Source organism: Bradyrhizobium sp. JYMT SZCCT0180 (genome assembly GCF_018130165.1).
In the GTDB taxonomy this organism is placed as follows: Bacteria; Pseudomonadota; Alphaproteobacteria; order Rhizobiales; family Xanthobacteraceae; genus Bradyrhizobium.
In genome coordinates, this window is the sequence record NZ_JAFCLZ010000008.1 from 116,565 (window position 1) to 139,052 (window position 22,488).

Sequence of the window (22,488 nt, forward strand, 5' to 3'; positions counted from 1 at the left end):
CCGGCTGACTTGCTTGTAAGCCGGAAATTAGTATGCTAGTGTACCAATAGATTGAGATCCGTTCAAGCGGGCTAAACGGGGAGGGAAGCATGATCCGGAAATTTGGATGGACGGCCGCGGTTGCCGTGATGGCCGTGGCAACGATCGGTGATCTGTCGGCCGCCGAGAAGAAATACGGGCCCGGCGTCACCGATACCGAGATCAAGCTCGGCCAGACCGTACCCTATAGCGGGCCGGCGTCGGCGTTCTCCAGCTACGGCCGGGTGATGACCGGCTATTTCAAGATGGTCAACGAGGCCGGCGGCATCAACGGCCGCAAGATCAACATGATCTCGCTCGACAACGCCTTCAGTCCGCCGAAGGCGATCGAACAGACCCGAAAACTGGTCGAGAATGACGAGGTGCTGGCCGATGTCGGAACCGTCGGCACGACGCCGAATGTCGCGATCCAGAAGTATCTGAACGGTGCCAAGGTGCCGCATATCTTCGTGTCTGCCGGCGGCCGGCGTTTCGCCGACCCGCAGAACTTCCCCTGGACCGTGCCGATGTATCCCGGCTTCGAGATGGAGGGGAAAACGTTCGGGCAGTACATCCTCAAGCACAAGCCGGCCGCCAAGATCGGCGTGCTGTATCAGAACGATGATTACGGCAAGGACTTTCTGGTCGGCCTGAAGGCTGCGCTCGGCGACAAGGTCAAGATCGTTGCCGAAGTGACCTATGAAATAACCGAGCCGACCATCGACTCCCAGATCGTTCGCCTGAAGGATTCCGGCGCCGACACGTTGCTGTACTTCTCGACGCCGAAATTCACCGCGCAGGGCCTGCGCAAGGTAAAGGAGACCGGCTGGACGCCGCTGCAGTTCCTTGCGAGCCCAACCAATTCGGTCAAGACCGTGCTGGAGCCGGCCGGATTCGACAACGCACAAGGCATCATCACGACGCAATTCACCAAGCAGGCTGGCGATCCGGCCTGGGCCGATGATGCCGAGGTGAAGGAGTATGTGGAGTTCATGAAGAAGTGGGTGCCGAACGACAATCCCGGCGATTTCGTCGCCCTGTCGGGCTATGTCAACGTGCAGGGCATCGTCCTGGCGATTACGAAGTGCGGAGACGACCTGACGCGGGAAAATCTCCTGAAACAGGCGACCAGCATGAAGGGCACGCGCCTCAAGATGATGCTGCCCGGAATTCAGCTCAACACCACGCCGCAGGACTACGCACCCTATGAGTCGCTGCGCATGGCGAAATTCGAAGGTTCGTCCTGGAAATTGATCGATGAGGTCGGAACGTCGGCGTCGGCGAAATGATTACGTCCGGTGGATCAGTCGGTTAGATCGCACTTCAAGATCTGAAGGTGACCAGTTCGGTCTGTGAAGATGATGACCATAAGTCCTCAGCTTCAAAGATTGTGAATTGCCGAATGCGCGCACATCGTCAGTTCCGGTCTAACCATGTCACGACCTGCTGGGGTGAGATCGGATGAAGCGCAATAAATGGCCCGTTCGGTCCGAGAGCATCCTCCACGGCTGATATCACGCAGGCGGCGGCCGGAATGGTGCCGCCTTCGCCCGCGCCCTTGACGCCGATCGGGTTTCGCGGAGAAGGCGTTTCCATGTGGTGGATTTCGATCCTCGGCATTTCCGACGCCATCGGCAGTAAGTAGTCGCCGTAGGTGGTCGTCAGCGGCTGTCCTTCCTCGTCATGGATCATGCGCTCGAACAGCGCGTTGCCAATGCCGTGCACCACGCCGCCGCGGATCTGGCCGTCGACAATCATTGGATTGATCATCCTGCCGCAATCGTGGACCACCACGTAGCGAACGACCCTGATATCTCCGGTGTCAGGGTCGACTTCGACCTCGCAGGCGTTTGCGCCGTAGGCAAATGTCAGGGCATTGGAATTGAAATAGGCCGTCGCAGCGAGGTCCGGCTCCATGTCGCCTGGCATCGGCATTCCTGTATTTCCGGACAGCGTGCGAGCAATCTCGGACAGTTTGATTTTCATGTCCGGGATGCCCTTCACATGCACTGCGCCGCCGGCTAGCTCCAGGTCGTGTTCGTCCACTTCAAGCTGATGGGATGCGAAGGCGATGGCCTTGGCGCGCACCTTGTGCGCGGCAAGTTGCACCGAAGAGCCCGCGGTGACAGCAATGCGGCTGGCGATGGTCGAGATGCCGAGTGGGAACTTCGCGGTATCGGCGGTTTCAATCGTTACGTCTTCGAGCTCAACGCCGAGCACGTCCGCGGCAATCTGCGCAAAAGCCGTGCGATGGCCCTGGCCCTGGCTGGATGCACCGGAGGCGATGACAACCTTGCCGGCCGGCGTGACGCGAACGGATGCCCCTTCGAACGGCCCTAGCCCGGTGTCTTCGACGCAGGATGCGATACCCAGCCCGCGCAGCTTGCCCCGCTGTTTGGCTTCGTTGCGTCGCGCCGGGAAATTCGCCGCGTCGATCTCGTCGAGAACGAGATTCAGTGCGCCGACATAATCGCCGCTATCATAGGAGATCGGCGACCCGTCGCGTGCCTTCATGCCGGTGCTGTAGGGCATCTGGTCGGCACGAACGAAACTGCGGCGCCGAACCTCCTGCCGGTCGATGCCGAGGTGCCGCGCGATCCGGTCGGCGAGGCGCTCAAGCAGGAATGCGACGTTGGGCCGGCAAGCCCCACGTACCGGCGAGGTCGGCACCAGGTTGGTGAGGACGACGTCGAGCGACAGATCGAGGGCCTCGAGGGCATAGGGGCCGGGAAAGCTGGCGAGGGCGGTGGCCGGCAAAATCAGTCCATAGGGCGCGTAGGCGCCATTGTCGTGGATACATCGCCCGCGGATTGCGTGCATACGTCCGTCATTGTCGAACGCGACGTCGAGTGTCCAGGTCTGACCGCGTTGTTGGGTCGTGGCGACAAAATGCTCCTGGCGATCCTCGATCCATTTCACGGGGCGGCGGCACTTGATGACGGCGAGGGCGACAGCGAACTCCTCGGCATAGACGTTGGCCTTCGGCCCGAATCCGCCGCCAACATCGGGCGTCATGACACGAATGTCATTCTCGTCGCGCTTCAAATAGCCAGCGAGATGCCGCCGGACCATGTAGGGCGATTGCGAGGAGGTCGAGATGGTCAACGCACCGGTCAGCAGGTCGATATGCGCGACCACTCCGCGGCATTCCATCGAATGACAGCCGCCGCGATGAATGTCGAAATGCTCGGTCAGCACATGATCTGCTTTGGCGAACACCGCAGCGGTGTCGCCGAAGCCGGCCTTCATCGTAGCCGCGATATTGCTCGTGTGCTGCGAGTGCGCCCTGGGCGAGTTGGCGTCGCAGGCGAGGGTGGCATCCGAGACCGCCGGCAGGTACTCGATATCGAGCACTACTGCGGCAGCAGCGTCCTCGGCCTTGGCGCGGCTATCGGCAAGAACGATGGCGATGGCTTCGCCGACATGGCGAACTTCCGTATTGGCCAGGGGATGATAGGTGATCGGCGTCTTCAGCAGCGGATGTGGCGCCATTGGCGGCATCGGGCCGTGTGCAATGTCTTCGAAATCGGCCATGGTGTAGATCGCGGCCACGCCCGGCATCGCGAGAGCGTCGCTGGTATCGATGCTGCGGATCCTGCCATGGGCAAAACTCGCCCGCACAAAGGCGGCATGCAGCATCCCGGGCAGTTCGATATCGTCCACATATTGGCCCTTGCCGGCCAGCAGGCGTGCATCTTCCAGGCGCGTAACAGCGGCTCCAAAGTAGCGTGCGCTCATGTCCGGTCCGCCCTGGTTGCCGCGACGTCCAGCGCCGCCTGCACGATGCCCTCATAGCCGGTACAGCGGCAGATGTTGCCCGAGATCGCGATCCTGACGTCCCTCTCTGTCGGCATGGGCGTGGAGCGCAAGTAGGCTTCGAGTGTCATCAGCATCCCCGGCGTACAGAAGCCGCACTGCAGGCCATGATTGGTTACGAAGGCCTGCTGGAGTGTCGATAACGAATCAGGATTGCCAAGGCCCTCGACCGTTTCCACAACGCTGCCTTCGATCTGAACCGCCAGCATGAGGCAGGAGCGCACCGGCGCGCCATCCACGATCACGGTGCATGCGCCGCAGACGCCGTGCTCACAGCCAAGATGTGTGCCGGTCAGCCCGAGTGAGTGCCGGAGGAAATCGCCAAGATGCGTGCGAGGGTCGACTTTGGCCTCACGCTGCTCACCATTGAGTGTGAATGAGACAGATCGTTCTGTCATGATTGCCGCTCCAACGTGGCGCATGCCTCTTTCAAAGCTCGACCGATGAGCACGCCGGCGAGATGGCGCCGGTAACCTGCCGTCACGTGGGCATCTTCCATTGCTTCAAGTGAGCGGGCTGCTTCTATGACGGGCTCGATGTCGAGATTGTCGACGTGCTGGCCGAGTAGCGCGCCTTCGGCCTCGGTCAATCGCCGCGGCGACGACTCGACACCGAATGACAGAAGCGCCGCCCGCGTAATCCGGCCGTCCCGGTCGCCCTCGAGGAGGGCAATACCTCCAGCAACGGCGAAGTCGCCATGCCGCCGCGCATATTCCGCGAAGCCGTAACCATGGCCATTGGCCCATGGCTTGAAGCGGAGCGCTTCGAGATATTCCTGCTCGCCAAGAGCGGACTGCAACAAGCCTTCAAACCAGGCGCTTGCGGGAATGACATGGCGGCCGTTCGGCCCCGAGACGATGAATTCGGCGTCAAAGGCGGCGCTGACGGCGGGCTGCTCGGCTGAGGGATCGAGATGGCAGCAGCTTCCGCCTATCGTGCCGCGCGCGCGCGTCTGGATATGGCCGACATGCTCGAGGGCGCGCGCCAGCAGCGGTAGCCGGGATCGAACGGTCTCCGACGACAGCACGTCGGTCTGGCGGGTCATTGCGCCGATCTCGATACCAGCAGCCGTTTCTCTAATTCCTGCGAGCTCGGGAATGCGGTTGATGTCGATCAGGTGATCGGGGGCGATGACCCGCAAATTCATCATCGGCATCAATGATTGTCCGCCTGCAAGAATCTTGGCGTTGTCCAGACGGGTCAGCAGCGCGCCGAGCTCTTCGCGCGTTTGCGGACGGTGATATTGAAAGGGCGATGCTTTCATCGGGTTTACTTCAGGTCGAGGAACTGCGCGACAGCTTTGATGAATGCTTCGGGGGCCTGTGCCATCGGCGCATGGCCGCATCCCGGCATTTCGATGAGTTCGGCCCTTGGCAGTGCCTTTGCCAGCGTGCGCGCCATTTCAGGCGGTGTTGCGGCGTCCAACTCGCCCACCACCACCAGTGTCGGGTTTCGTATCTTCCCGATCTCGGCGGTAAGATCGAGCGCCGCCAGCGCGTGGCACGCTTCGGCGAAAAATTCCGGATTGGTCTTGACCAGTGCGTTACGGCGCTCGGTCATGATGTCAGGATTGAGTGCGATGAAGTCTTCCGGAAACAGCCGCTTCAGGGCCACGTCGACGATCGCTTCCATGCCGCTTTGGCGCACCCGTTCAGCCATGGCATAGAACGACTGCTTGCCTTCCGGCGAGAAGCTGACGCCGGTGTCGGCCAGGACCAGCCGGTCGAACTTCGTGCCATGGCGGATAGCGAGCGTGCTGGCGATGAAGCCGCCGAAGCCGTTACCAAGCACGTCGGTCGCCTTGAGATCGAGTGCGTCAAACAGGTCGGCAATGCGATCCGCAATTCCCTCAATGGTGGAACCCGCTGACGACGAGCCGCCAAATCCCGGCAGGTCCGGGACGATGACGCGTCGCTGCTTGGCAAGCGCCGGGACGATCTTGTCGAAAATTGCGCGATCGGCGAGCAGCGAGTGTAGCAGGATCAGCGGCTTGCCGGTGCCGGTTTCGGCGATGTCGAGCGTGCCGTCACGCAAGCGAAGGGATGTCATGGGTAACCTCTCAATAGACGCCGAGCAATTGCTCGACCAAACGATCGTTGGAGCGGAGCGAGTTCGCATCGCCCGCGTGTGCGACGTAGCCGGTGTTGAGCACCACGACCTCGTCGGCGATTTCGAGCGCCAGCTTGATATTCTGTTCGACCAGGATGATCGACAAACCGCTGTCGCGCAGTTGCTTGAGTACGGTCGCCACTTCGGCGACGATCTGGGGGGCGAGTCCCTCGGAAGGCTCGTCGAACAGGATGAGGCGCGGATTGGTCATCAGGGCGCGACAGATGGCGAGCATCTGTTGTTCGCCGCCGGAAAGTGAGCCGGCGAGTTGCCGCCGTCGTTCGGATAACCGGGGAAAGGTCGCATAGACCTGCTCCAGCCCCCACCCGGGCCCTTGTTGGGAGAGCCCGCGGCGAGCCGCGACCGTCAGGTTTTCGTAGACCGTGAGCGAGGGGAAAATACGCCGGCCCTGCGGCACCAGGCCGACGCCGTTGAGCGAGATGCTTTCAGGTGACATGCCCGCGATAGACTGACCGAACAGCTCAACGCGAGCGGCCTTGACCTTGACCAGCCCCATTATCGCGCTGATGCAGGTGGTCTTGCCGGCACCGTTGCGACCGAGCAGTCCCAGGACTTGGCCCTTCTTCAGGTTGAAGGACAGGTTGTGCAGGACGTGGCTCTCGCCATAGAACGCGTTGAGCCCGCTGATTGCGAGCGCGTCAGTGTCCAAGATACACCTCCCGCGTTCGGGGATCCGCGACCACGTCCGCGCGGCTTCCTTCCACGACCACCTGTCCATGCTGCATCACGGTGATCACGTCGGCGAAGGCGAGGGCGACGTCCATGTCGTGTTCGATCATTACAATGGTAACGTCGCGCGGAATGGATTGAAGGAGACGCTGAACGTCCTGGCGTTCGTCGGCAGAAAGTCCGGCCAATGGTTCGTCAAGCAGCAGGAGTTTTGGCTTTTGCGCGAGCGCCATCGCGATCTCGAGCCGTCGCCGTTCGCCATAACTCGTCTCCGCCACGGTTCGGTCCGCAACATGTTCGAGGCCGACCAGGGCAAGTGTCGCGCGTGCTTCCTCCCAGAGCGACGTCTGACGGCGCAGGTCGGACCATGGATTGAAGCGAATTTTGCGGAGGCCGACGAGAGAGATGACGACGTTGTGCAGCAACGTGTTCTTGGAGAACAACGTGATGATCTGGTAGGTCCTCGCCATACCGAGATGGGTTCGCTGGCTCGCAGACTTCCTGGTGACGTTCTGACCGAATATCCGGATCTCGCCCTGCGACGGCGGAAAATCACCCGCGATGAGATTGAAGAATGTCGTCTTGCCGGCGCCATTGGGGCCGAGCAGCAACCGCCGTTCTCCAACCGGAATGCGCATCGAGACATCGCGCACGGCTGGCAGTCCGCCAAAGTAGCGAAAGAGTCCGGCGACCTCCAGAACAGGTGTCGTCATCGAGCGGGCCCCTTGGCAACAGAGGGCGCGTCGGCAGGCTTGTCGGCGGGCGGCCGGTTCCTCAAAGCGCGGACCCAACGTGTAAGACCGGGCACCAGGCCTTCGGGCATGAACAGGACAATCGCGACAAAAATGACGCCAAGCAGGATCAGCCAGCGCGTGATGTAGGCGCTGACGATATTTTTGAGAATGACGACGAGTGCCGCGCCGACGACCGGCCCGAGCAGCGTGCCGGTGCCGCCGGCGATCACCATCAGAAGGGCTTCGGCCGACGTCGTAAGATGCAGTGTCTGGGGGCTGACGAACTGGTGGTAATAGGCATAGAGCAGGCCGGCGACTGCGCCCCAGAAACCTGCGAACACGAAGCTCAGCCACTGAATCAGCCATACTTCGTAACCGAGCGCCCGCATGCGCCGCGGCTGATCACGGGTACCTTGCAGGCTCTGCCCGAGTCCGGACTGAACGAAGCGTGCGATGCACCACAGCGCTATGCCGAGGAAGGCGAGAACAAAATAGTAGAAGATGGCGGGGTCCATCAAATTGAGGCCAAACGGGTGCGGCCGCTTGAGTCCGCCCAACCCGTTGTCACCGCCGGTCAGGCTGGCCCATCGATAGGCAACGCCCCACAGGATCTGGCCAAGCGCCAGCGTAATCATCAGAAACCCAAGACCTGACGCGCGCAGGGCCAGAAAGCCGAACAGCATCGCCAGCACTGTCGTCGCTCCGATGGCGATCAGTGCTCCCGCAAGATGCCCGAAGCCCGCATGCGCGGTGAGGTATATCGACAGATAGGCGGCTACACCGAGATAGGCCGCGTGACCCAGCGAGGTCATGCCGCCGAACCCGATCAGCAGATTGAGGCTGAGGGCGAGAATTGCCGCGATCACGATCTGGCTTGCGATGTTGACGTAGTAATCCGACGTGACCAGCCACGGCAATGCCAACAGCGCGGCGACTGCAACAAGCCACGAGATCATGCTGGATGGGACACGCATCAGATCGCCTGCCTTCCGAACAGGCCGGTCGGCCGCAGCGTGAGGACGAGGACCATCGGCAGGAAAAGGATCACGTAGGCGAGATCGGGAAACAGCGCTTGCCCGTAGCTGTAGATGAAGCCGATGAGGAGGCTGCCGACGAACGCGCCGACCAGGCTGCCGACGCCGCCCAGAATAACGACGACCAGCGCAAGCGGCAGCATGTCGGAATCGAGGCCCGGGTATACCGACAGGATCGGTCCTGCCAGCACGCCTCCGGCGCCGGCCAGCGCGGAGCCGAGGCAGAATACCGCGGAGAACAGCAGTGAAGTGCGGATGCCCATTGCGCGGGCCATGGGCAGATCGTCGACGCCGGCACGGATCATGGCGCCGAGACGGCTGCGCTCAAGTAGCAACCAGAGAGCGGCGGCCAGCGCGAACGCGACGCCGATCACGAACAGGCGATAGATCGGAAACGCCAAGTTCGAGACGCGGAGGGCGCCCGCCAGTTCCCGGGGCATCGGCACCGGACGCGGATCGCCGGTCCAGATCCACACGCAGGTGTCGGCGATGATGAATGCGATGCCGAGCGTCACGAGCACCTGGGCCAGCGGCTGCCCGTTCAGCCGGCGCAGGATAAAGCGCTCGATCAAGGTACCGAGGATGCAGATTGCGCCGCCACCGATCAGGATCGCGATCCAGAAATTCACGCCGGCCTCGATCGCCGACACGCCAACATAGGCGCCGAGCATGAAGTATGCGCCGTGCGAGAGATTGACGATGCGCATGAGGCCGAAGATCAACGAAAAGCCTGACGCCAAAATGAACAGGAGGGATCCGAACGCAAGACCGTTCAAACCCTGAATGATCCAGAAATTCATGCGGATCCCTCCCGGCGGAGCAAATTACTTCGCCGCTGTCCAGTCGCGCGAATAGACAGGGCTCTTGAGGAATTCGTCAGCCCCGTAGGTCCAGAACTGGCTAACCGCTGGATAGGTCTTGATGACGCTGTTCTGCAGCCTTCCGTCCTTTTTCTCGACCTTGCGGATCGACACATCGAGGATGGGCTGGCCGTACGCGTCGAGCTTCACCGGACCATAGGGGCTTTGCGAGATGTTGACGCTACGCAAGGCCTTCATGAAGGCGGCCTTGTCGGAGATGTCGCCCTTGACCTGCTCCAGAGCATTGTTGAGGAACTGGCAGGCCATGTAGGCGCCGACGGTGTAGTAGCCCGGATCGGCGTTGTAGGCCTTGCGCACGGCTTCCACGAATTTCTTGTTGGCGGGAGTATCGGTTGCGGCGCTATACCAACCGGACGAGATCACGCCCACCGCTTCATCGCCCATGCGCTTGAGAATGCCCTCGTCGACCGTCGTCATGGCGCCGAGAACCGGCTTTTGCATGCCATAGTTCTTGTATTCACCGAGAAACTTGATGCCGTTGCCGCCGGCAAACCCCGCGAAGACTGCGTCGACGCTCGGGTCGATCTGCGTAATGTAGGTGCCGTATTCCGCGGCGTTGAGCGGCGACCACAGCTTCTGGACGACTTTGCCGCCGTTCTGTTCGAACGTTCGCTGGAAGCCGGCCGAAAGTTCATGGCCAAATGCGAAATCGTCGGCGATGATCGCGATCTTCTTGTAGTGCAAATCCTTCGCAGCATACTCGCCAAGTGCATGATGCGCCTGCGCCGACGTGCCGACAGCGCGCACGAACCATGGATTGGGCTTGCGCTGGGTCAAGTCCTCGGCGGCAGCGGAAGGCGAGATGATTGGCGTCTTGGTTTGCCGGATGTAATCGTCGATGGCGAGTGCCTCGAAGGCCGCCAGTGGACCGATCAACACCTGCGCGCCGTCGCGTTCGACCAGTTCCTGCGCCTTGGTCTTGGTCACGGCAGGTTGGCCGGCTGTATCGGCGGTGATGATCTCGATCTTGCGCCCGGCCATTTCGCCGCGGTGCTCATCCATACACAGCTTCAGGCCTTCTTCCATTTGCCGGCCGCCGGCGGCCAAGGCCCCCGACCTGACCGTCATAAAGCCGACCTTGAGCGGCTCGGCAGCCTGCAGCGGCGTCAGAGCCGTCCACGCGGCGAGGACTGTCGTCGATAAAAAGATGCGGGTACGCACCATGCTTAATCTCCCTGGAGCCGAGACTTGATACATCACGATTTATATTTTTGCTTCTTCTTAAGATGTCACTAAGCCATCCAAAGAGTCAACCGTTGGATAGAAAAGTTGCTTCAAGTGCCAATTTTTTGGTGTAATTGGCTCGAAAATAGCAATATGATCCGCTGGGTAGGTACCAAACTTGGAATCGTGATATCTTACAAGATAGAAAGAGGCGACGGTTCGACGATGCAAGGACAGCGAATCTACGATTTCCTCAGGCGGGGTATTCTGACATGTGATCTGCCGCCCGGCCGCGAATTGCGCGAGCAGGAGCTCGCCCAGCAGTTTGATGTCAGCAAGTCGCCGGTGCGCGAGGCGCTCCAGCACCTTGTCAGCGAAGGACTGGTCATCGTCATTCCTCGTCAGGGGTATCGCGTGTCGCCGGTGTCGTTGCGGGATGCCAACGAGATCTTTGCGTTTCGCCAGGCACTCGAACTCGCGTGCATCGCGGAAGCTGTGAAGAATGCACCGGACGAGGAGCTGAAGGCGCTCGATCGGTTTCGCGAATTCGACGGCGACTATGAAAACGAGTTCATCAGTTACAACCAGGAATTTCACTGCGTTCTCGCGCGATGCTCCAACAACGGCCGGATGGCGCGAACAACCTGCGAGCTGATCGAGGAAACCGAGCGCCTTGTCAGGATGAGCGTCGCCGCGGTTCGGCCCAAAGCACACAAGTTCGTCGAAGAGCACAATGACATTATTTCAGCGCTTCAGGCGCGCGACTCGCGCCGTTCGGTCAGCCTGCTGAAAGCTCACGTTTCGGCGGCCGTCAAACGGTTCAGCACCGCCCTGGAATGGACGGCCATGCAGGCCTGAGCTCAGCTTTTCGACGACTTTCAAGAACGGGGCCTGTTAATGATCGACCGCAAAAATCGCTATGGCTTGACTGCAGCCCGCATTCATGACGCCGACGGCCGCGCCCGCCGTCCAACTTCCACAACGATCGATATTCATTCGCACGTCTTTGTCCGCGAAGCAGCCAGGGTGGCGCAACCCCACAACGACATCAGCCGTATTTCGCTGGCCCACTTCGCCGACGACGCGACCAAGGCAATCAATGCCGGTCAAGAACAAGACATTATGGAGGTGATGACCACGATCGACCGGCGATTGCGTGATCTCGACAAGATGGGCATCGATATCCAGGTCGTCGCTCCTGCTCCCGGGCAATGCTACTATCATCTCGATACGAGAATCGCCGAACAGGCCCATCGCATCGCCAATGATGGCGTGGCTGAATTCTGCTCTCACCGGCCGGATCGATTTGTGGGTCTGGGCGGGATTACGCTGCAAGAGCCCGAACTGGCGGTGCGCGAACTCGACTATGTCATGACCCATCTGAAGCTGAAGGGTGTACAGATTCTAACCAACGTCGATGGCAGGGAACTGTCTGATCCGGCTTTCCGTCCATTCTTCGCCAAGGCTGAAGAACTCGGCGCTTTCATCATGATGCATCCGAACGGTTTCACGCACGGAGAGCGTCTGAGGCACTTCTACTTCAACAACATAGTGGGCAACCCGCTTGAGACCACACTAGCGCTGCACAACCTGATCTTTAGCGGGACGCTGGCGCGTTTTCCCGATCTGAAACTGATGGCTGTGCATGGTGGAGGCTATCTGCCGGCGTATTCTGGGCGCATCGACCATGCATGGGGCGCGCGGCAGGATTCCCGTGGTGACCTGCCGCTAGCGCCAACAACGTATTTGCGTCAGGTCTATCTCGACACGGTGGTCTTCAGCTATCACCAATTGGCCTATTTGCTCGACCTGTTCGGTCCCGATCGGATCCTGATGGGCACCGACTATCCCTATGACATGGCCGAATACAATCCGATCGGCCACATCGCCGGTGTCGCCGGCATGGATGAGACGACATTGGCGCAATTGACCGGCGGCAATGCGAAGCGACTGCTGCAACTCGATTCTTAAATCGGTCTTCGCCGTCTGGCGGTCGTGGATACATGAACGACCGCTTCTGGTGCGCCAGGCGGACCGCGCTTGCTGGGCTTCGTTCTGCTTTGCTGTAGTTTGCTCAAACTGGCCCATGATGGATTGGAGCGAGAGTTTCGCTATTTCAATGAGATAGTTGGCGGCGTGTGCACGATGTGTGCACCGGGAAATCAAAGGAAATCTGGCGACGACCAATATGGGCAGTCCGAACTGAGCGCGCTGCGGTGTCGGTGGGAGCTGATGTCGGATTGTCGTTCAGTTCGGTCTGCTCATTCACCGCGGAATTGCGGGCGGCGCTTGGCGGCGAAGGCGGCGATTCCCTCCTGTGCGTCACCGGTGCGGCTGGCTTCTACGATCGATTCCTTCTCGGCATCGAGCTGATCTGACAACCCCGTCTCGAATGACTGCCGCAGCATGCGGCGGACGGCACCGAAGGCGCGTGTCGGACCTGCGGCCAGTTTGGCGGCGAGGGCGGCTGCCTCACTCTCCACGGCATCATCAGGCGCCAGGCGCGACACCAATCCGAAGTCGAGCGCCTCCTGCGCGGTTAGTCGCCGGTTGAGCAGGAACAGCTCCTGCGCGCGCCGCATTCCGACCATGCGGGGCAGGAACCAGGTGTTGCCGCCGTCGGCAGTCAGGCCGAGCGCCCCATAGCCCAGCGCAAATCGCGCGTTGTCGGCGGCTACGACAATGTCGGCGGCGTACAGCAATCCCAGTCCACCGCCACCGGCCCCGCCGCGCACTGCAGCGACGACGGGCGCATCGATGCTGGTCAGCCGTTCGATCGCCAGATGAAAGCTATCGATCATGCGTCGCAACCGGTTCGGCAATTGCTCGCGCGCGGTGCCGGCAAATAGGCCGAGGTCGCCACCGACGGTGAAGTTCGGCCCGTTGCCGGTGATGAGGACCGCGCGAACGTCGGGCCGTTCGGCAGTCTGTGTCGCGGCCTCGGCAAGGTCGGCCGCCATACGCTCGTCAATCGCATTGCCCTTGTCTGGGCGGTTCAGGCGCAAGGTTGCGATACCCGCTTCGAAATCGAGCAGCACCGTTCGTATCGGTGCAGCGGCGTCATGCCAGCGTGCGGTGTCGGTGAATTGCTCGAGCGACTTGATGCGCCCCTCGTCGAATGCGATCAGATGGGCAAAGGCGGCGTCGAGAGCAGCGCCGCCCTGTTTGCCGCGGCCGCGGTAACGGCCGGTCACCAGCAGGCGGCCATCGGCGAGATCGAGAAACCGTTCCGGCTCGGCGCGTGCCTCGAAGTGCCGGGCGATCGCACCCCAGCCATTCTTCCGCATTGCCGCGGGGCCATCATGATTGCCGCCGATGCCGAACGGCATGCCCTCGGCGGTGCGGCCGGTGAATTCGGGGTGCAGCAAGGCGTCGAGTTGCACGCGGTCGCCGGCGGCAAGTGCTGCATAGAGCGCACGGGCGAGTTCGGCGGGGCTTTGGCATTCCAGGCTTTGGCGTTCCATCCCGTAGGTCCTCCTTTTCGAAACGCAATGACAGCGGAGTGCGGCAAATCAACCCGACGGGCAAATTACTTCCGATTTACGGAAATCATGTCAAGTCCCGAAATGAAAAAGATTTCGCTTTTACGTAACCCCAAATCAGTGCTTCTGTATGCCCATCCCGTCCTGATCAGAAGGGCGTCGGCCGTCGTCACGGACGTTGGGCGGGTTGCGGTGGACGCTTGGTTCACGTCAGACGACGGCGTGGATCGAGCGTACGGCAAAACCGTGTGGTCCTGGCGCCCGTTGCCGGCGTCAAGCTGTCGGAGAAGCGTGAGCGGAAACGACAGCGACGGAGTCAACCCAGAACTCGTCTCCGGGGAGAGCGCGGCATAAGCCGTAAAGCCATTGCGCAGGGAAGGCCGGGTGTTCACCGCTGCCCTGTATGCTCGTGTGCAACACTTTTAGTGCAAACCGCACACGGGACCGCGGGTGCAGCGCGCACCCGGTCTTCCCTGTGCCCTCTCATTTCGAGGGCAAGGAGATTTCTGGCAAAGCTCGGGCGCGGTGCGTCGCGAGATCGCGGATTCACGTTCTCCACCATTTCCCCCTGAAAATGTCCTTGAAGCCCAAATCGGCCGGTGCTATTATTTGAACGGTCAGTCGGATTATTTTAGACTAGGCCGCGGGGCTCCGCAAGAAGAGTTCGGGCCAGCCGCGAAAGATAAAAGGGGAGATGCAGCGATGAACGTGGTGCCGCGCGCTTCGCAATGGGGCGAACTGATCCGCTCCGACAGGGTGCACGGCTCGCTCTACAGCGATCCCGCCATCTTCGAAGCCGAACTACAGAACATCTGGTATCGCACCTGGGTCTATGTTGGACACGAGAGCGAGGTGCCCAACGCGAACGACTACGTCGTCAAGTCGATCGGCCCGCAATCGGTCATCATGACCCGCGACGAGCAGGGCAACATCAATCTGCTGCTCAATCGCTGTTCGCATCGTGGCAACCAGGTCTGTTCCTACGACAAAGGCAACGCGCGCTCCTTCACATGCCCGTTCCATTCCTGGACCTTCGCCAATGACGGCCGGCTGGTCGGCTACGCCTTTCCTGACGGCTATGAGGGCCAGGACAAATCAAAGCTTGCGCTCGGCCGTGTGACGCGGGTGCAATCCTATCGCGGTTTTGTGTTTGGCTCGTTCGCCGCCGAAGGCCCTTCTCTGGAAGAGCATCTCGGCGGTGCGGCCGAGACCATCGACCGCTTGGTTCGCTTCTCGCCGGAAGGCGAGGTCGAGGTCACCGCGGGCTTCCTCAAGCACCGCGTCAAGGCCAACTGGAAATTCATCCTGGAAAATGAATGCGACGGCTATCACCCGGCCTTCGTGCACTCCTCGATCTTCGGCGTCGCTGACAGCGCGATCGGCAAGCTCTATGGCGGCGCCTCGACGGCGGTGACGCGTGACTACGGCAACGGCCATACCGAGATCGACCTGCGGCCCGAGTTCCGCAAGCGCGACGCGCCAATGAGCTGGTTCGGCACCTCGGAAGCGCGGTTGCCGGATTACACGGCGCGAATGAAGGCCGCCTATGGCGACGAGAAGGCGCGCGAGATCATGATCGACGGCACGCCGCACGTGATGATCTTTCCGAATTTGTTCATCGCCGAAATCCAGATGTTCGTGATTCAGCCGCTCGCGGTCGACGACAGCGTGCAGCACGTTACCGCGCTGCAGTTCAAGGGTGCTCCCGACATGAACCGGCGTCTACGCCAGCAGACCATGGGATCGGTCGGCCCGGCCGGGTTGTTACTGGCGGATGATTCCGAGATGTACGAGCGTTGCCATCGCGGCGTGCTGGCGCGCAATCCCGAATGGATTTTCCTCGGCCGCGGCGAGAAGCGCGAGCGCCAGGACGAACTCGGCTTCAAGGTCGGCCACGTCACCGACGAGATCCCGTCGCGCGGCATTTGGCGGCACTACCGCAGCCTGATGGAGGCGCGCTGATGCTGTCGCGCGAAAGCAGCGCCACGCTGATGTCAGCCGTAACCGCCTTCATCTACAAGGAGGCGCGGCTGCAGGACGAGCACCAGTACGAAGCGTGGGAAGCGCTGTGGACCGACGACGGCGTCTATTGGGTGCCGGCCAATGGCGACGACATCGATCCAGAAAAGGAAATGTCGATCATCTACGACAACCGGTCGCGCATCTCGCTGCGCATCAAGCAATTGCTGACGGGAAAACGCCACACCCAGACGCCGCAATCGCGACTGCGGCGGCTGGTGTCCAACATCGAGCTGCTGGACCAGCAGCCCGGCGGCGATATCTGTGTCGCCAGCAACAGCATGGTGTTCGAATCAAGCCTGCGCGACGACACGGTCTGGGCTGCGCGTAACGAATACCGGCTGCGCTATGTCGATGGCGAGCTGCGCATGGCGTACAAAAAGGTGATCCTGGTCAACAACGAGAAAGCGCTGTTCACGCTCTCGTTCCTCATCTAGCCGTCAAGGGGCGAACCAGCCATGATCGATAAAGGTCCCGTATTGCTCGACATCTCAGGCGGCATTGCCCGGCTGCGGCTCAACCGCCCCGACGCCGCCAACGGCATGAGCGCCGAACTCCTTAGCGCGCTCTGCGATGCCATCATGGTCTGTCACGGTCAGCCGGATCTGCGCGTGCTGCTACTGAGCGGCGAGGGCACGAATTTTTGCGCGGGCGGCGACGTCAGAGCCTTTGCGTCGAAGGGCGAGAAGCTGCCTGACTACATCAGGCAGGCGACGGCCTATTTGCAGAACGCGGTGACGGGGCTGCTGCGGCTGGAAGCGCCGGTGATCACTTCGGTGCAGGGCTTTGCCGCCGGCGGCGGCGGTTTTGGACTCGTCTGCGCTTCCGATATCGTCATCGCTGGCGAATCCGCGAAATTCCTGGCGGGCGCGACGCGGGTTGCGATGGCGCCCGACGCCGGTGTTTCCGTCACGCTGTCGCGGCTGGTCGGTCTGCGTCGGGCGATGTCGATCCTTCTCACGAATCCAGTGATCTCGGCCGCGGAAGCTCTGGACATGGGCATCGTCACCAGGGTGGTGCCGGATGCTGATCTCGCCGAAGCGTCGCTCGCGATGGCGCGGGAGCTGGCGGCCGGTGCGCCGAAGGCGCTGGCCGCGACCAAGCGGCTGGTCTGGGCCGGAACCGCGCTCAGCATCGAGCAGTGCCTGTCGGAAGAAGCGCGCACGGTGTCCGAGCTGTCTGGCATGGCCGACGCGCGGGAAGGGCTCGCTGCCGTGATCGAGCGGCGCAAGCCCATCTTTACGGGACGCTAGTCGGTGCCGGCCGCAGGCACGCGCGCTTTCGGGCGGCTCGACGGCCGTCGCGCTTTCGTCTCGGGCGGCGCGAAGGGGATCGGTGCCGCCATCGTCCGGAGCTTTGCCGATGCCGGCGCTCACGTCGTGATCGCTGATCTCGATCTTGAAACGGCATCCGGGCTTGCGGGGCAGGTCGGTGCGACGGCTGTTCATCTCGATGCCGGCGACGCCAAAATGGTGCAGGCGGTCATGGCGCAGCACGGGCCGTTCGATATCGTCGTCAACAATGCCGGCGTCGACCAGCATGCGTTCTTCACCGATACGACGCCGGAGGATTGGACCAAACTGCTCGCGGTTAATCTGGTCTCGGCCTTTGCCTGCACCCACGCCGCGTTGCCGGCGATGCAGGCCGCGAGCTTTGGGCGCATCATCAACATCACCTCGGAAGCAGGCCGGCTGGGTTCCAAAGGCGGCGCGGTCTATTCCGCCGCCAAGGGCGGCGTGGTCGCCTTCACCAAAAGCATTGCGCGCGAAAATGCGCGCTTTAGAATCACCGCCAATGCCATTGCGCCGGGGCCGATCCGCACGCCGATGCTGGAAGCGGCGGTAGCCCAAGGCGGCGACAAGATATTGCGCGCCATGACCGACGCCACGCTGTTGCGGCGGCTCGGCGAGCCCGAAGAAGTCGCTGCCGCCGTGTTGTTCTTGGCTTCCGATCAGGCGGCTTACATCACCGGCGAAACACTTGGCGTATCCGGCGGCATGGGAATGGGCGGCTGATATGACGCGCGCAAGCGAAGATATCGCAACGGCGCCGATCGACCTTGCGATCGCGCGGATCCGCGCGGTCTACCGCAGCTGGAACCGCGACACGTCAGTGGCCCAGATGCGCAGCGATTGGGATGCGGCCTTTGGAGGCATCACCGCCCCGGTGACTTGCGAACGCGTCTGCGCTGGGGGCGTCGATGGCGAATGGATATCGCCGGCCAATGCGCCCCTCGATAAGGCCATTCTGTATTTTCATGGCGGCGGCTTTCGTATCGGCTCGGTGGAATCGCACCGCGACCTGATCGCGCAGATCGCGCTCGCCAGCGGCTGTCGCGTGCTCGCCATCAACTACCGCCTTGCCCCGGAACATCGTTTTCCGGCGGCGCTGGACGATGCGCTGGCGGCCTATGGCTGGATGCTGGGGCAAGGGCCGGCGCACGGCAGTATCGCCTTTGCCGGAGATTCCGCAGGTGGCAATCTCGTGCTCGCCGCCATGCTGGCCTTGCGCGAACGCAAACTTCCGCTGCCTGTAGCGGCGGTGCTGATGTCGCCATGGACCGATCTGGCGGCGACCGGCGCGAGTTTTGTCAGCCGGGCCGAGGCGGACCCGATCCATCAGCGCCCGATGATCCTGGCGCTGGCCAAGAATTATCTGGGCGGGCAGGGCGATCCCTGCGACCCCCTGGTCTCGCCGCTCTATGCCGACCTTGCGCGTCTGCCACCGCTGTTGATCCAGGTCGGCGACCGCGAAACCGTGCTGGATGATTCAATCATGTTCGCCGACCTGGCGCGCGCCGCCGGTGTCGATGTTCATCTGGAGGTTTGGGATGGCATGATCCATGTCTTCCAGATGTTCGGGGCGGAGCTTTCCGAGGCGCGTCGGGCCATCGCATCGATTGCGCAATTTCTCAACCGACACCTTCACATCAGGGACGAGAGGGCATCATCATGAACGTCAGGCCCGCCGATCCGCGCAGGCACGCCGACAGCGAATTCCATTTCTCGGATCAGCCGCAACTGTCAGAGGAGTTGCGGATGTTGCGCGAGCAGGTCCGCCGCTTCGTCGAGAAAGAGGTCGTGCCGTATGGCGAGCAGTGGGAGCGCGACGGCAAGATCCCGCGCGAGATCTACCGCCGCATGGGCGCGCTCGGTTTTCTCGGCATGCGCCACGCAGCTGAATATGGTGGCACCGACATGGGGCCACTGGCGTCGATGGTGTGGGCGGAGGAGCTCGGGCGATCTACCTTCGGCGGTTTCACCTCGTCGGTGCTGGTTCATACCGACATGTCGGCCGTCCATATCACCCTGCGCGGTACGCCGGAGCAAAAGCAGAAGTATCTGCCCGCGATCATCCGCGGCGAGACCATCTGCTCGATCGCGGTGACCGAGCCCGATGCGGGTTCCGACGTCGCCGGGCTGAAGACGCGGGCCCGCCGCGACGGCGATGCCTGGGTCATCAACGGATCGAAGATGTTCATCACCAATGCCGTCTATGGCGACATCCTGATCGTCGCCGCGCGTACCGATCCCGCCGCCAAGGGCAGCCGCGGCATTTCGCTGTTCATCGTCGAGCGCACGACGCCGGGTATCTCGGTCACAAAACTCGACAAGCACGGCTGGCTTTGCTCGGACACCGCAGAGATCAGTTTTCAGGATGTCCGAATCCCCGCCGGAAACCTGCTGGGAGAGGAGAACCGCGGTTTCTACGGCATCATGGAGACCTTCGAGAACGAGCGGATCTGCATCGGCGGCATCTGCGCCGGCGAGTCCGCCAAAGCGATCGAGCTCACCACCAATTATGTAAAGACCCGTCAGGCGTTCGGCGGTCCCTTATGGAACCAGCAGGCGGTGCGGCTCAAGCTCGCCTCGCTTGCGACCAAGGCCGCTGCGGCCCGGGCGTTGGCGTATCATGCCGCGGAACTCGTGGAGGCCGGCAAGCCCTGTCCGCGCGAGGTGTCGATGGTGAAGGCGCTGTCGCCGGAGGTGCTGCATGAGGTCGTGCATGGCTGCCTGCAACTGCATGGCGGCAGCGGTTTTATGCGAGGCACGCCGATCGAACGGATGGTGCGGGATGCCAGGGTGCTGACGATTGGTGGCGGCGCCACCGAGGTCATGTTGGAGGAAGTCGCGAAAAGGATGTGAGGGGGGCTTAACCTCTCCCGCTTGCGGGGGAGGTCGACGCGCGAAGCGCGGCGGGTGGGGGTGTCTCCACTTGGAGAGTTCGTCGTGGGGATAGACCCCCACCCCAGCCCTCCCCCGCAAGCGGGAGAGGGAGCAGACCGCCGTTGTGGCGCCCCTCAATTCACCGGCTTGAAGCTCAGCGTCGAGAACTCGGACTGCATGATCTGCAGCTTCTGGTTCGAGAAGCGCACGCCGGGCCCAAAACTGATCGGCGCCATGATGCCGGTCTCGACGTTCTTGGTCTTTTCCAGTTCGGTGATGGTGCAGGCCCAGGTCGGCTGCTTGCCGCAGCGCTCGATCGCGGCAATCAAGACCTTGGCGGCGGCATAGCCGGTCATGGAGTAGCGATTGATGCCCTTCATTTCGGCTTCCGGCAGCAGCCCCTTGGCTTTTTCGAGGAAAGCCTTGCCGGCGGCGCCTGCGAACGGCTCTACATAGTCGACGGCGTAGATGCCATCACCGGCCGGTCCCATCAGTTTCAGCACCGGCTCGACCCGCCCGGGCCAGAAGATGCCGACCACCGGCTTGATGTTGAGTTTTTCCAGCTCCTTCATCATGGCGATGTTCTCGCCGATGATGCCGCCGGCGAGAAACACCTCGGCGCCGGATTCCTTCAGTTGCAGCATGTCGGACGAAAAGTCCTGCTGGCCCTTCTTGTAATTGCCGCTGTAGACCACGTTGAGTTTCCTCGCCTTGACCACGGTGTCGAAGCCGTCGCGCACAGTGATGCCGTAGTCGTCGTCCTGCGTGATCAGGCCCCATTTCTTGCCGGGGTTCTTCTCGGCGAGATAGTTGACGAGGTGGATGATGCCTTCCTCGTAGGATTGCCCGACCACGAACACGTTCTTGCGCGGCGGTTCCCAGAGGAATTTGACGGGCGCGACGTCGATCACGGTGGGAATGCCGGCTTTCTCCAGCAGCGGCATCACGGCGATGGACTGGCCGGAGCCGGAGATGCCGAGCAGGGCAAACGCCTTGTCGACGTCGGTCACCTTCTTGACGCCCTGGATGGTGCGGGCGGTGACGTAGCCGTCGTCTTCCAGCACATATTTGATCTTGCGGCCATTGATGCCGCCGGCGGCATTGGCTTCCGCGATCGCGATCTTGTGGCCGATCGATGCGGCAACCCCGAGCAGCGCCGGCGGGCCGGTCAGGGGTTCGACGTCGCCGATCACGATTTCGGTGTCGGTGATGCCGGGGTCTGCGGCCAGTGCCGGGGTGGTCGAGAGATACGCGCCCGCGAGCAACAGCGACGCGGTCGCCAGATATTTGATCATTGTTTCCTCCTCCTGTTCGATTGCTTTTTTGATTAGTAACGAAGCGGCCAGTTCACCCACATTCGCCTGAGGTCGTGCCAGGCGCCGACCAGGCCGCGCGGCTGGAAGCGCAGGAACAGGATGATGACGAGGCCGTAGAGCATGCTTTTGAGCTCTTGCGCACCGATCGAGAACAGCGCGTCCATCTGCGCGCTGAACAGGCTGAAGACCAACCGGGTCGCTTCCGGCAGCAGCACGATCAGGACGGTGCCGAGCACGGCGCCGAGCGCCGAGCCGAGCCCGCCGACGATCAGGATCGCCAGCGCCTCGATCGAGAGCAGGAACGGAAAGCCCTCGACGCTGACGAAGGACAGATAAATGCCGTACAGCGCGCCGGACAGACCAGTGATGAAGGCGGAGGTGACGAAGGCGAACAGCTTGTAGGCGTGCAGATTGATGCCCATGACGCGGGCGGCGGTATCGTTGTCGCGGATCGCGACAAAGGCGCGGCCGACGCGGCTGCGACGGATGTTGAGGGTGGCAAACAAGGTGAGGACGGCAAAGCCGAGGCAGAGGTAGGTGAAAGCGGCGTCGCTGTCGAAGCTGATGCCAAAAATCTCCGGCCGCTGCACCGAAATGCCGCGGGCACCGTTGGTCAGCCACCGCGCTTCCAGGATCACGGTGTTGATGATGAAGGAAAAGGCGAGGGTGGTGATCGCGAGATAAAGCCCCTTCAGCCGCAGCGACGGCGCGCCGACGATGAGGCTGGCGAGCGCCGGCACCACGCCGGCGCCAAGGAAGCCGACCAGCGGATGCATCTGATATTTGGAAACCAGGATCGCATAGGCGTAGGCGCCGGTGACGAGGAATCCGACATGGCCGAGTGAAATCAAGCCGGTGTAGCCGGTCAGGATGTTCAGGCCGAGCGCGCCGACGACCGTGATCAGGATGATCATCAGAAACGACAGCACGTAGGAGTTCAGCACAAAGGGCGCGACGATCAGGCTGGCGACCAGCAGCGCCGACCACAGCCACACCGGCGGGGAATCGACGAGGGTAACGAGTTCGCCGTAGGTCTGTTTGAAATCGCCGGTGCGCATC

21 protein-coding genes are annotated in these 22,488 nt (G+C 61.9%); 9 read left to right on the plus strand and 12 right to left on the minus strand.

Features of this window, described 5'->3' with window-relative positions:
• The first annotated feature begins 89 nt into the window (after nucleotides 1–89).
• On the plus strand, nucleotides 90–1,307 hold the full coding sequence (locus JQ641_RS13880; protein ID WP_211996519.1) for an ABC transporter substrate-binding protein: 1,218 nt from the start codon (nucleotides 90–92) through the stop codon (nucleotides 1,305–1,307).
• A gap of 127 nt (nucleotides 1,308–1,434) precedes the next feature.
• Here the strand turns inward: JQ641_RS13880 and JQ641_RS13885 are convergent, their stop codons facing one another.
• Genes JQ641_RS13885 through JQ641_RS13925 form a run of 9 tightly spaced genes read right to left on the minus strand, consistent with a single transcriptional unit; the run spans nucleotide 1,435 to nucleotide 10,446 of the window.
• Nucleotides 1,435–3,756, minus strand: a complete 2,322-nt coding sequence (locus JQ641_RS13885) for a xanthine dehydrogenase family protein molybdopterin-binding subunit (RefSeq protein WP_211996520.1) — start codon at nucleotides 3,754–3,756, stop codon at nucleotides 1,435–1,437.
• A complete protein-coding gene (locus JQ641_RS13890; protein WP_211996521.1) occupies nucleotides 3,753–4,232 on the minus strand; it encodes a (2Fe-2S)-binding protein in 480 nt (159 codons plus the stop codon). Before JQ641_RS13890 ends, JQ641_RS13885 begins: the two co-directional genes overlap by 4 nt.
• Nucleotides 4,229–5,179 carry an FAD binding domain-containing protein gene (locus JQ641_RS13895; protein WP_211996522.1) on the minus strand — a complete coding sequence of 317 codons (951 nt, stop codon included), beginning with the start codon at nucleotides 5,177–5,179 and terminating at the stop codon, nucleotides 4,229–4,231. Before JQ641_RS13895 ends, JQ641_RS13890 begins: the two co-directional genes overlap by 4 nt.
• Nucleotides 5,104–5,883 (minus strand): alpha/beta fold hydrolase, encoded by a 780-nt coding sequence (locus JQ641_RS13900; protein ID WP_211996523.1) that lies wholly within the window; start codon nucleotides 5,881–5,883, stop codon nucleotides 5,104–5,106. Before JQ641_RS13900 ends, JQ641_RS13895 begins: the two co-directional genes overlap by 76 nt.
• Before the next feature lie 10 nt (nucleotides 5,884–5,893).
• A complete protein-coding gene (locus tag JQ641_RS13905; RefSeq protein WP_249150422.1) occupies nucleotides 5,894–6,613 on the minus strand; it encodes an ABC transporter ATP-binding protein in 720 nt (239 codons plus the stop codon).
• Complete coding sequence (locus JQ641_RS13910) at nucleotides 6,603–7,346, minus strand: ABC transporter ATP-binding protein (protein WP_192734632.1); 744 nt, start codon at nucleotides 7,344–7,346, stop codon at nucleotides 6,603–6,605. Before JQ641_RS13910 ends, JQ641_RS13905 begins: the two co-directional genes overlap by 11 nt.
• On the minus strand, nucleotides 7,343–8,341 hold the full coding sequence (locus tag JQ641_RS13915; RefSeq protein WP_211996525.1) for a branched-chain amino acid ABC transporter permease: 999 nt from the start codon (nucleotides 8,339–8,341) through the stop codon (nucleotides 7,343–7,345). Before JQ641_RS13915 ends, JQ641_RS13910 begins: the two co-directional genes overlap by 4 nt.
• Nucleotides 8,341–9,201, minus strand: coding sequence for a branched-chain amino acid ABC transporter permease (locus JQ641_RS13920; protein ID WP_211996526.1), 861 nt, complete (start codon nucleotides 9,199–9,201; stop codon nucleotides 8,341–8,343). The genes JQ641_RS13915 and JQ641_RS13920 overlap by 1 nt, the downstream gene beginning before the upstream one ends.
• Before the next feature lie 24 nt (nucleotides 9,202–9,225).
• Nucleotides 9,226–10,446 (minus strand): ABC transporter substrate-binding protein, encoded by a 1,221-nt coding sequence (locus tag JQ641_RS13925; RefSeq protein ID WP_211996527.1) that lies wholly within the window; start codon nucleotides 10,444–10,446, stop codon nucleotides 9,226–9,228.
• Between the two features lie 153 nt (nucleotides 10,447–10,599).
• Here JQ641_RS13925 and JQ641_RS13930 point away from each other — a divergent pair, with 153 nt between their 5' ends.
• Nucleotides 10,600–11,304 (plus strand): GntR family transcriptional regulator, encoded by a 705-nt coding sequence (locus JQ641_RS13930; RefSeq protein WP_249150423.1) that lies wholly within the window; start codon nucleotides 10,600–10,602, stop codon nucleotides 11,302–11,304.
• A 39-nt stretch (nucleotides 11,305–11,343) separates the two neighbouring features.
• The gene (locus JQ641_RS13935) at nucleotides 11,344–12,417 is read left to right on the plus strand and encodes an amidohydrolase family protein (protein WP_211996528.1); all 1,074 of its coding nucleotides are present in this window, start codon (nucleotides 11,344–11,346) and stop codon (nucleotides 12,415–12,417) included.
• 290 nt (nucleotides 12,418–12,707) lie between these two features.
• Here JQ641_RS13935 and JQ641_RS13940 read toward each other — a convergent pair whose 3' ends face one another.
• The gene (locus tag JQ641_RS13940; protein WP_211996529.1) at nucleotides 12,708–13,910 is read right to left on the minus strand and encodes an enoyl-CoA hydratase-related protein; all 1,203 of its coding nucleotides are present in this window, start codon (nucleotides 13,908–13,910) and stop codon (nucleotides 12,708–12,710) included.
• A 720-nt stretch (nucleotides 13,911–14,630) separates the two neighbouring features.
• On the opposite strand from JQ641_RS13940, the gene JQ641_RS13945 reads away from it, so the two are divergent.
• The 6 genes from JQ641_RS13945 to JQ641_RS13970 are packed head-to-tail and all read left to right on the plus strand — an operon-like array spanning nucleotide 14,631 to nucleotide 20,092.
• Nucleotides 14,631–15,890 (plus strand): aromatic ring-hydroxylating oxygenase subunit alpha, encoded by a 1,260-nt coding sequence (locus JQ641_RS13945; protein WP_211996530.1) that lies wholly within the window; start codon nucleotides 14,631–14,633, stop codon nucleotides 15,888–15,890.
• The gene (locus JQ641_RS13950) at nucleotides 15,890–16,384 is read left to right on the plus strand and encodes an aromatic-ring-hydroxylating dioxygenase subunit beta (RefSeq protein ID WP_211996531.1); all 495 of its coding nucleotides are present in this window, start codon (nucleotides 15,890–15,892) and stop codon (nucleotides 16,382–16,384) included. Before JQ641_RS13945 ends, JQ641_RS13950 begins: the two co-directional genes overlap by 1 nt.
• 21 nt (nucleotides 16,385–16,405) lie before the next feature.
• Entirely contained in the window at nucleotides 16,406–17,200 is a 795-nt protein-coding gene (locus JQ641_RS13955; RefSeq protein ID WP_211996532.1) for an enoyl-CoA hydratase/isomerase family protein, read from the plus strand.
• 3 nt (nucleotides 17,201–17,203) lie between these two features.
• Nucleotides 17,204–17,962, plus strand: coding sequence for an SDR family NAD(P)-dependent oxidoreductase (locus JQ641_RS13960; protein WP_211996533.1), 759 nt, complete (start codon nucleotides 17,204–17,206; stop codon nucleotides 17,960–17,962).
• Between the two features lies 1 nt (nucleotide 17,963).
• Nucleotides 17,964–18,902, plus strand: a complete 939-nt coding sequence (locus tag JQ641_RS13965) for an alpha/beta hydrolase (protein ID WP_211996534.1) — start codon at nucleotides 17,964–17,966, stop codon at nucleotides 18,900–18,902.
• Nucleotides 18,899–20,092, plus strand: a complete 1,194-nt coding sequence (locus JQ641_RS13970) for an acyl-CoA dehydrogenase family protein (RefSeq protein WP_211996535.1) — start codon at nucleotides 18,899–18,901, stop codon at nucleotides 20,090–20,092. The genes JQ641_RS13965 and JQ641_RS13970 overlap by 4 nt, the downstream gene beginning before the upstream one ends.
• 155 nt (nucleotides 20,093–20,247) lie before the next feature.
• On the opposite strand, the gene JQ641_RS13975 is transcribed toward JQ641_RS13970, so the two are convergent.
• Together JQ641_RS13975 and JQ641_RS13980 are read right to left on the minus strand one after the other, a co-directional pair.
• Nucleotides 20,248–21,408 carry an ABC transporter substrate-binding protein gene (locus tag JQ641_RS13975; protein WP_211996536.1) on the minus strand — a complete coding sequence of 387 codons (1,161 nt, stop codon included), beginning with the start codon at nucleotides 21,406–21,408 and terminating at the stop codon, nucleotides 20,248–20,250.
• Between the two features lie 32 nt (nucleotides 21,409–21,440).
• A complete protein-coding gene (locus JQ641_RS13980) occupies nucleotides 21,441–22,487 on the minus strand; it encodes a branched-chain amino acid ABC transporter permease (protein WP_211996537.1) in 1,047 nt (348 codons plus the stop codon).
• Nucleotide 22,488: the final 1 nt, after the last annotated feature.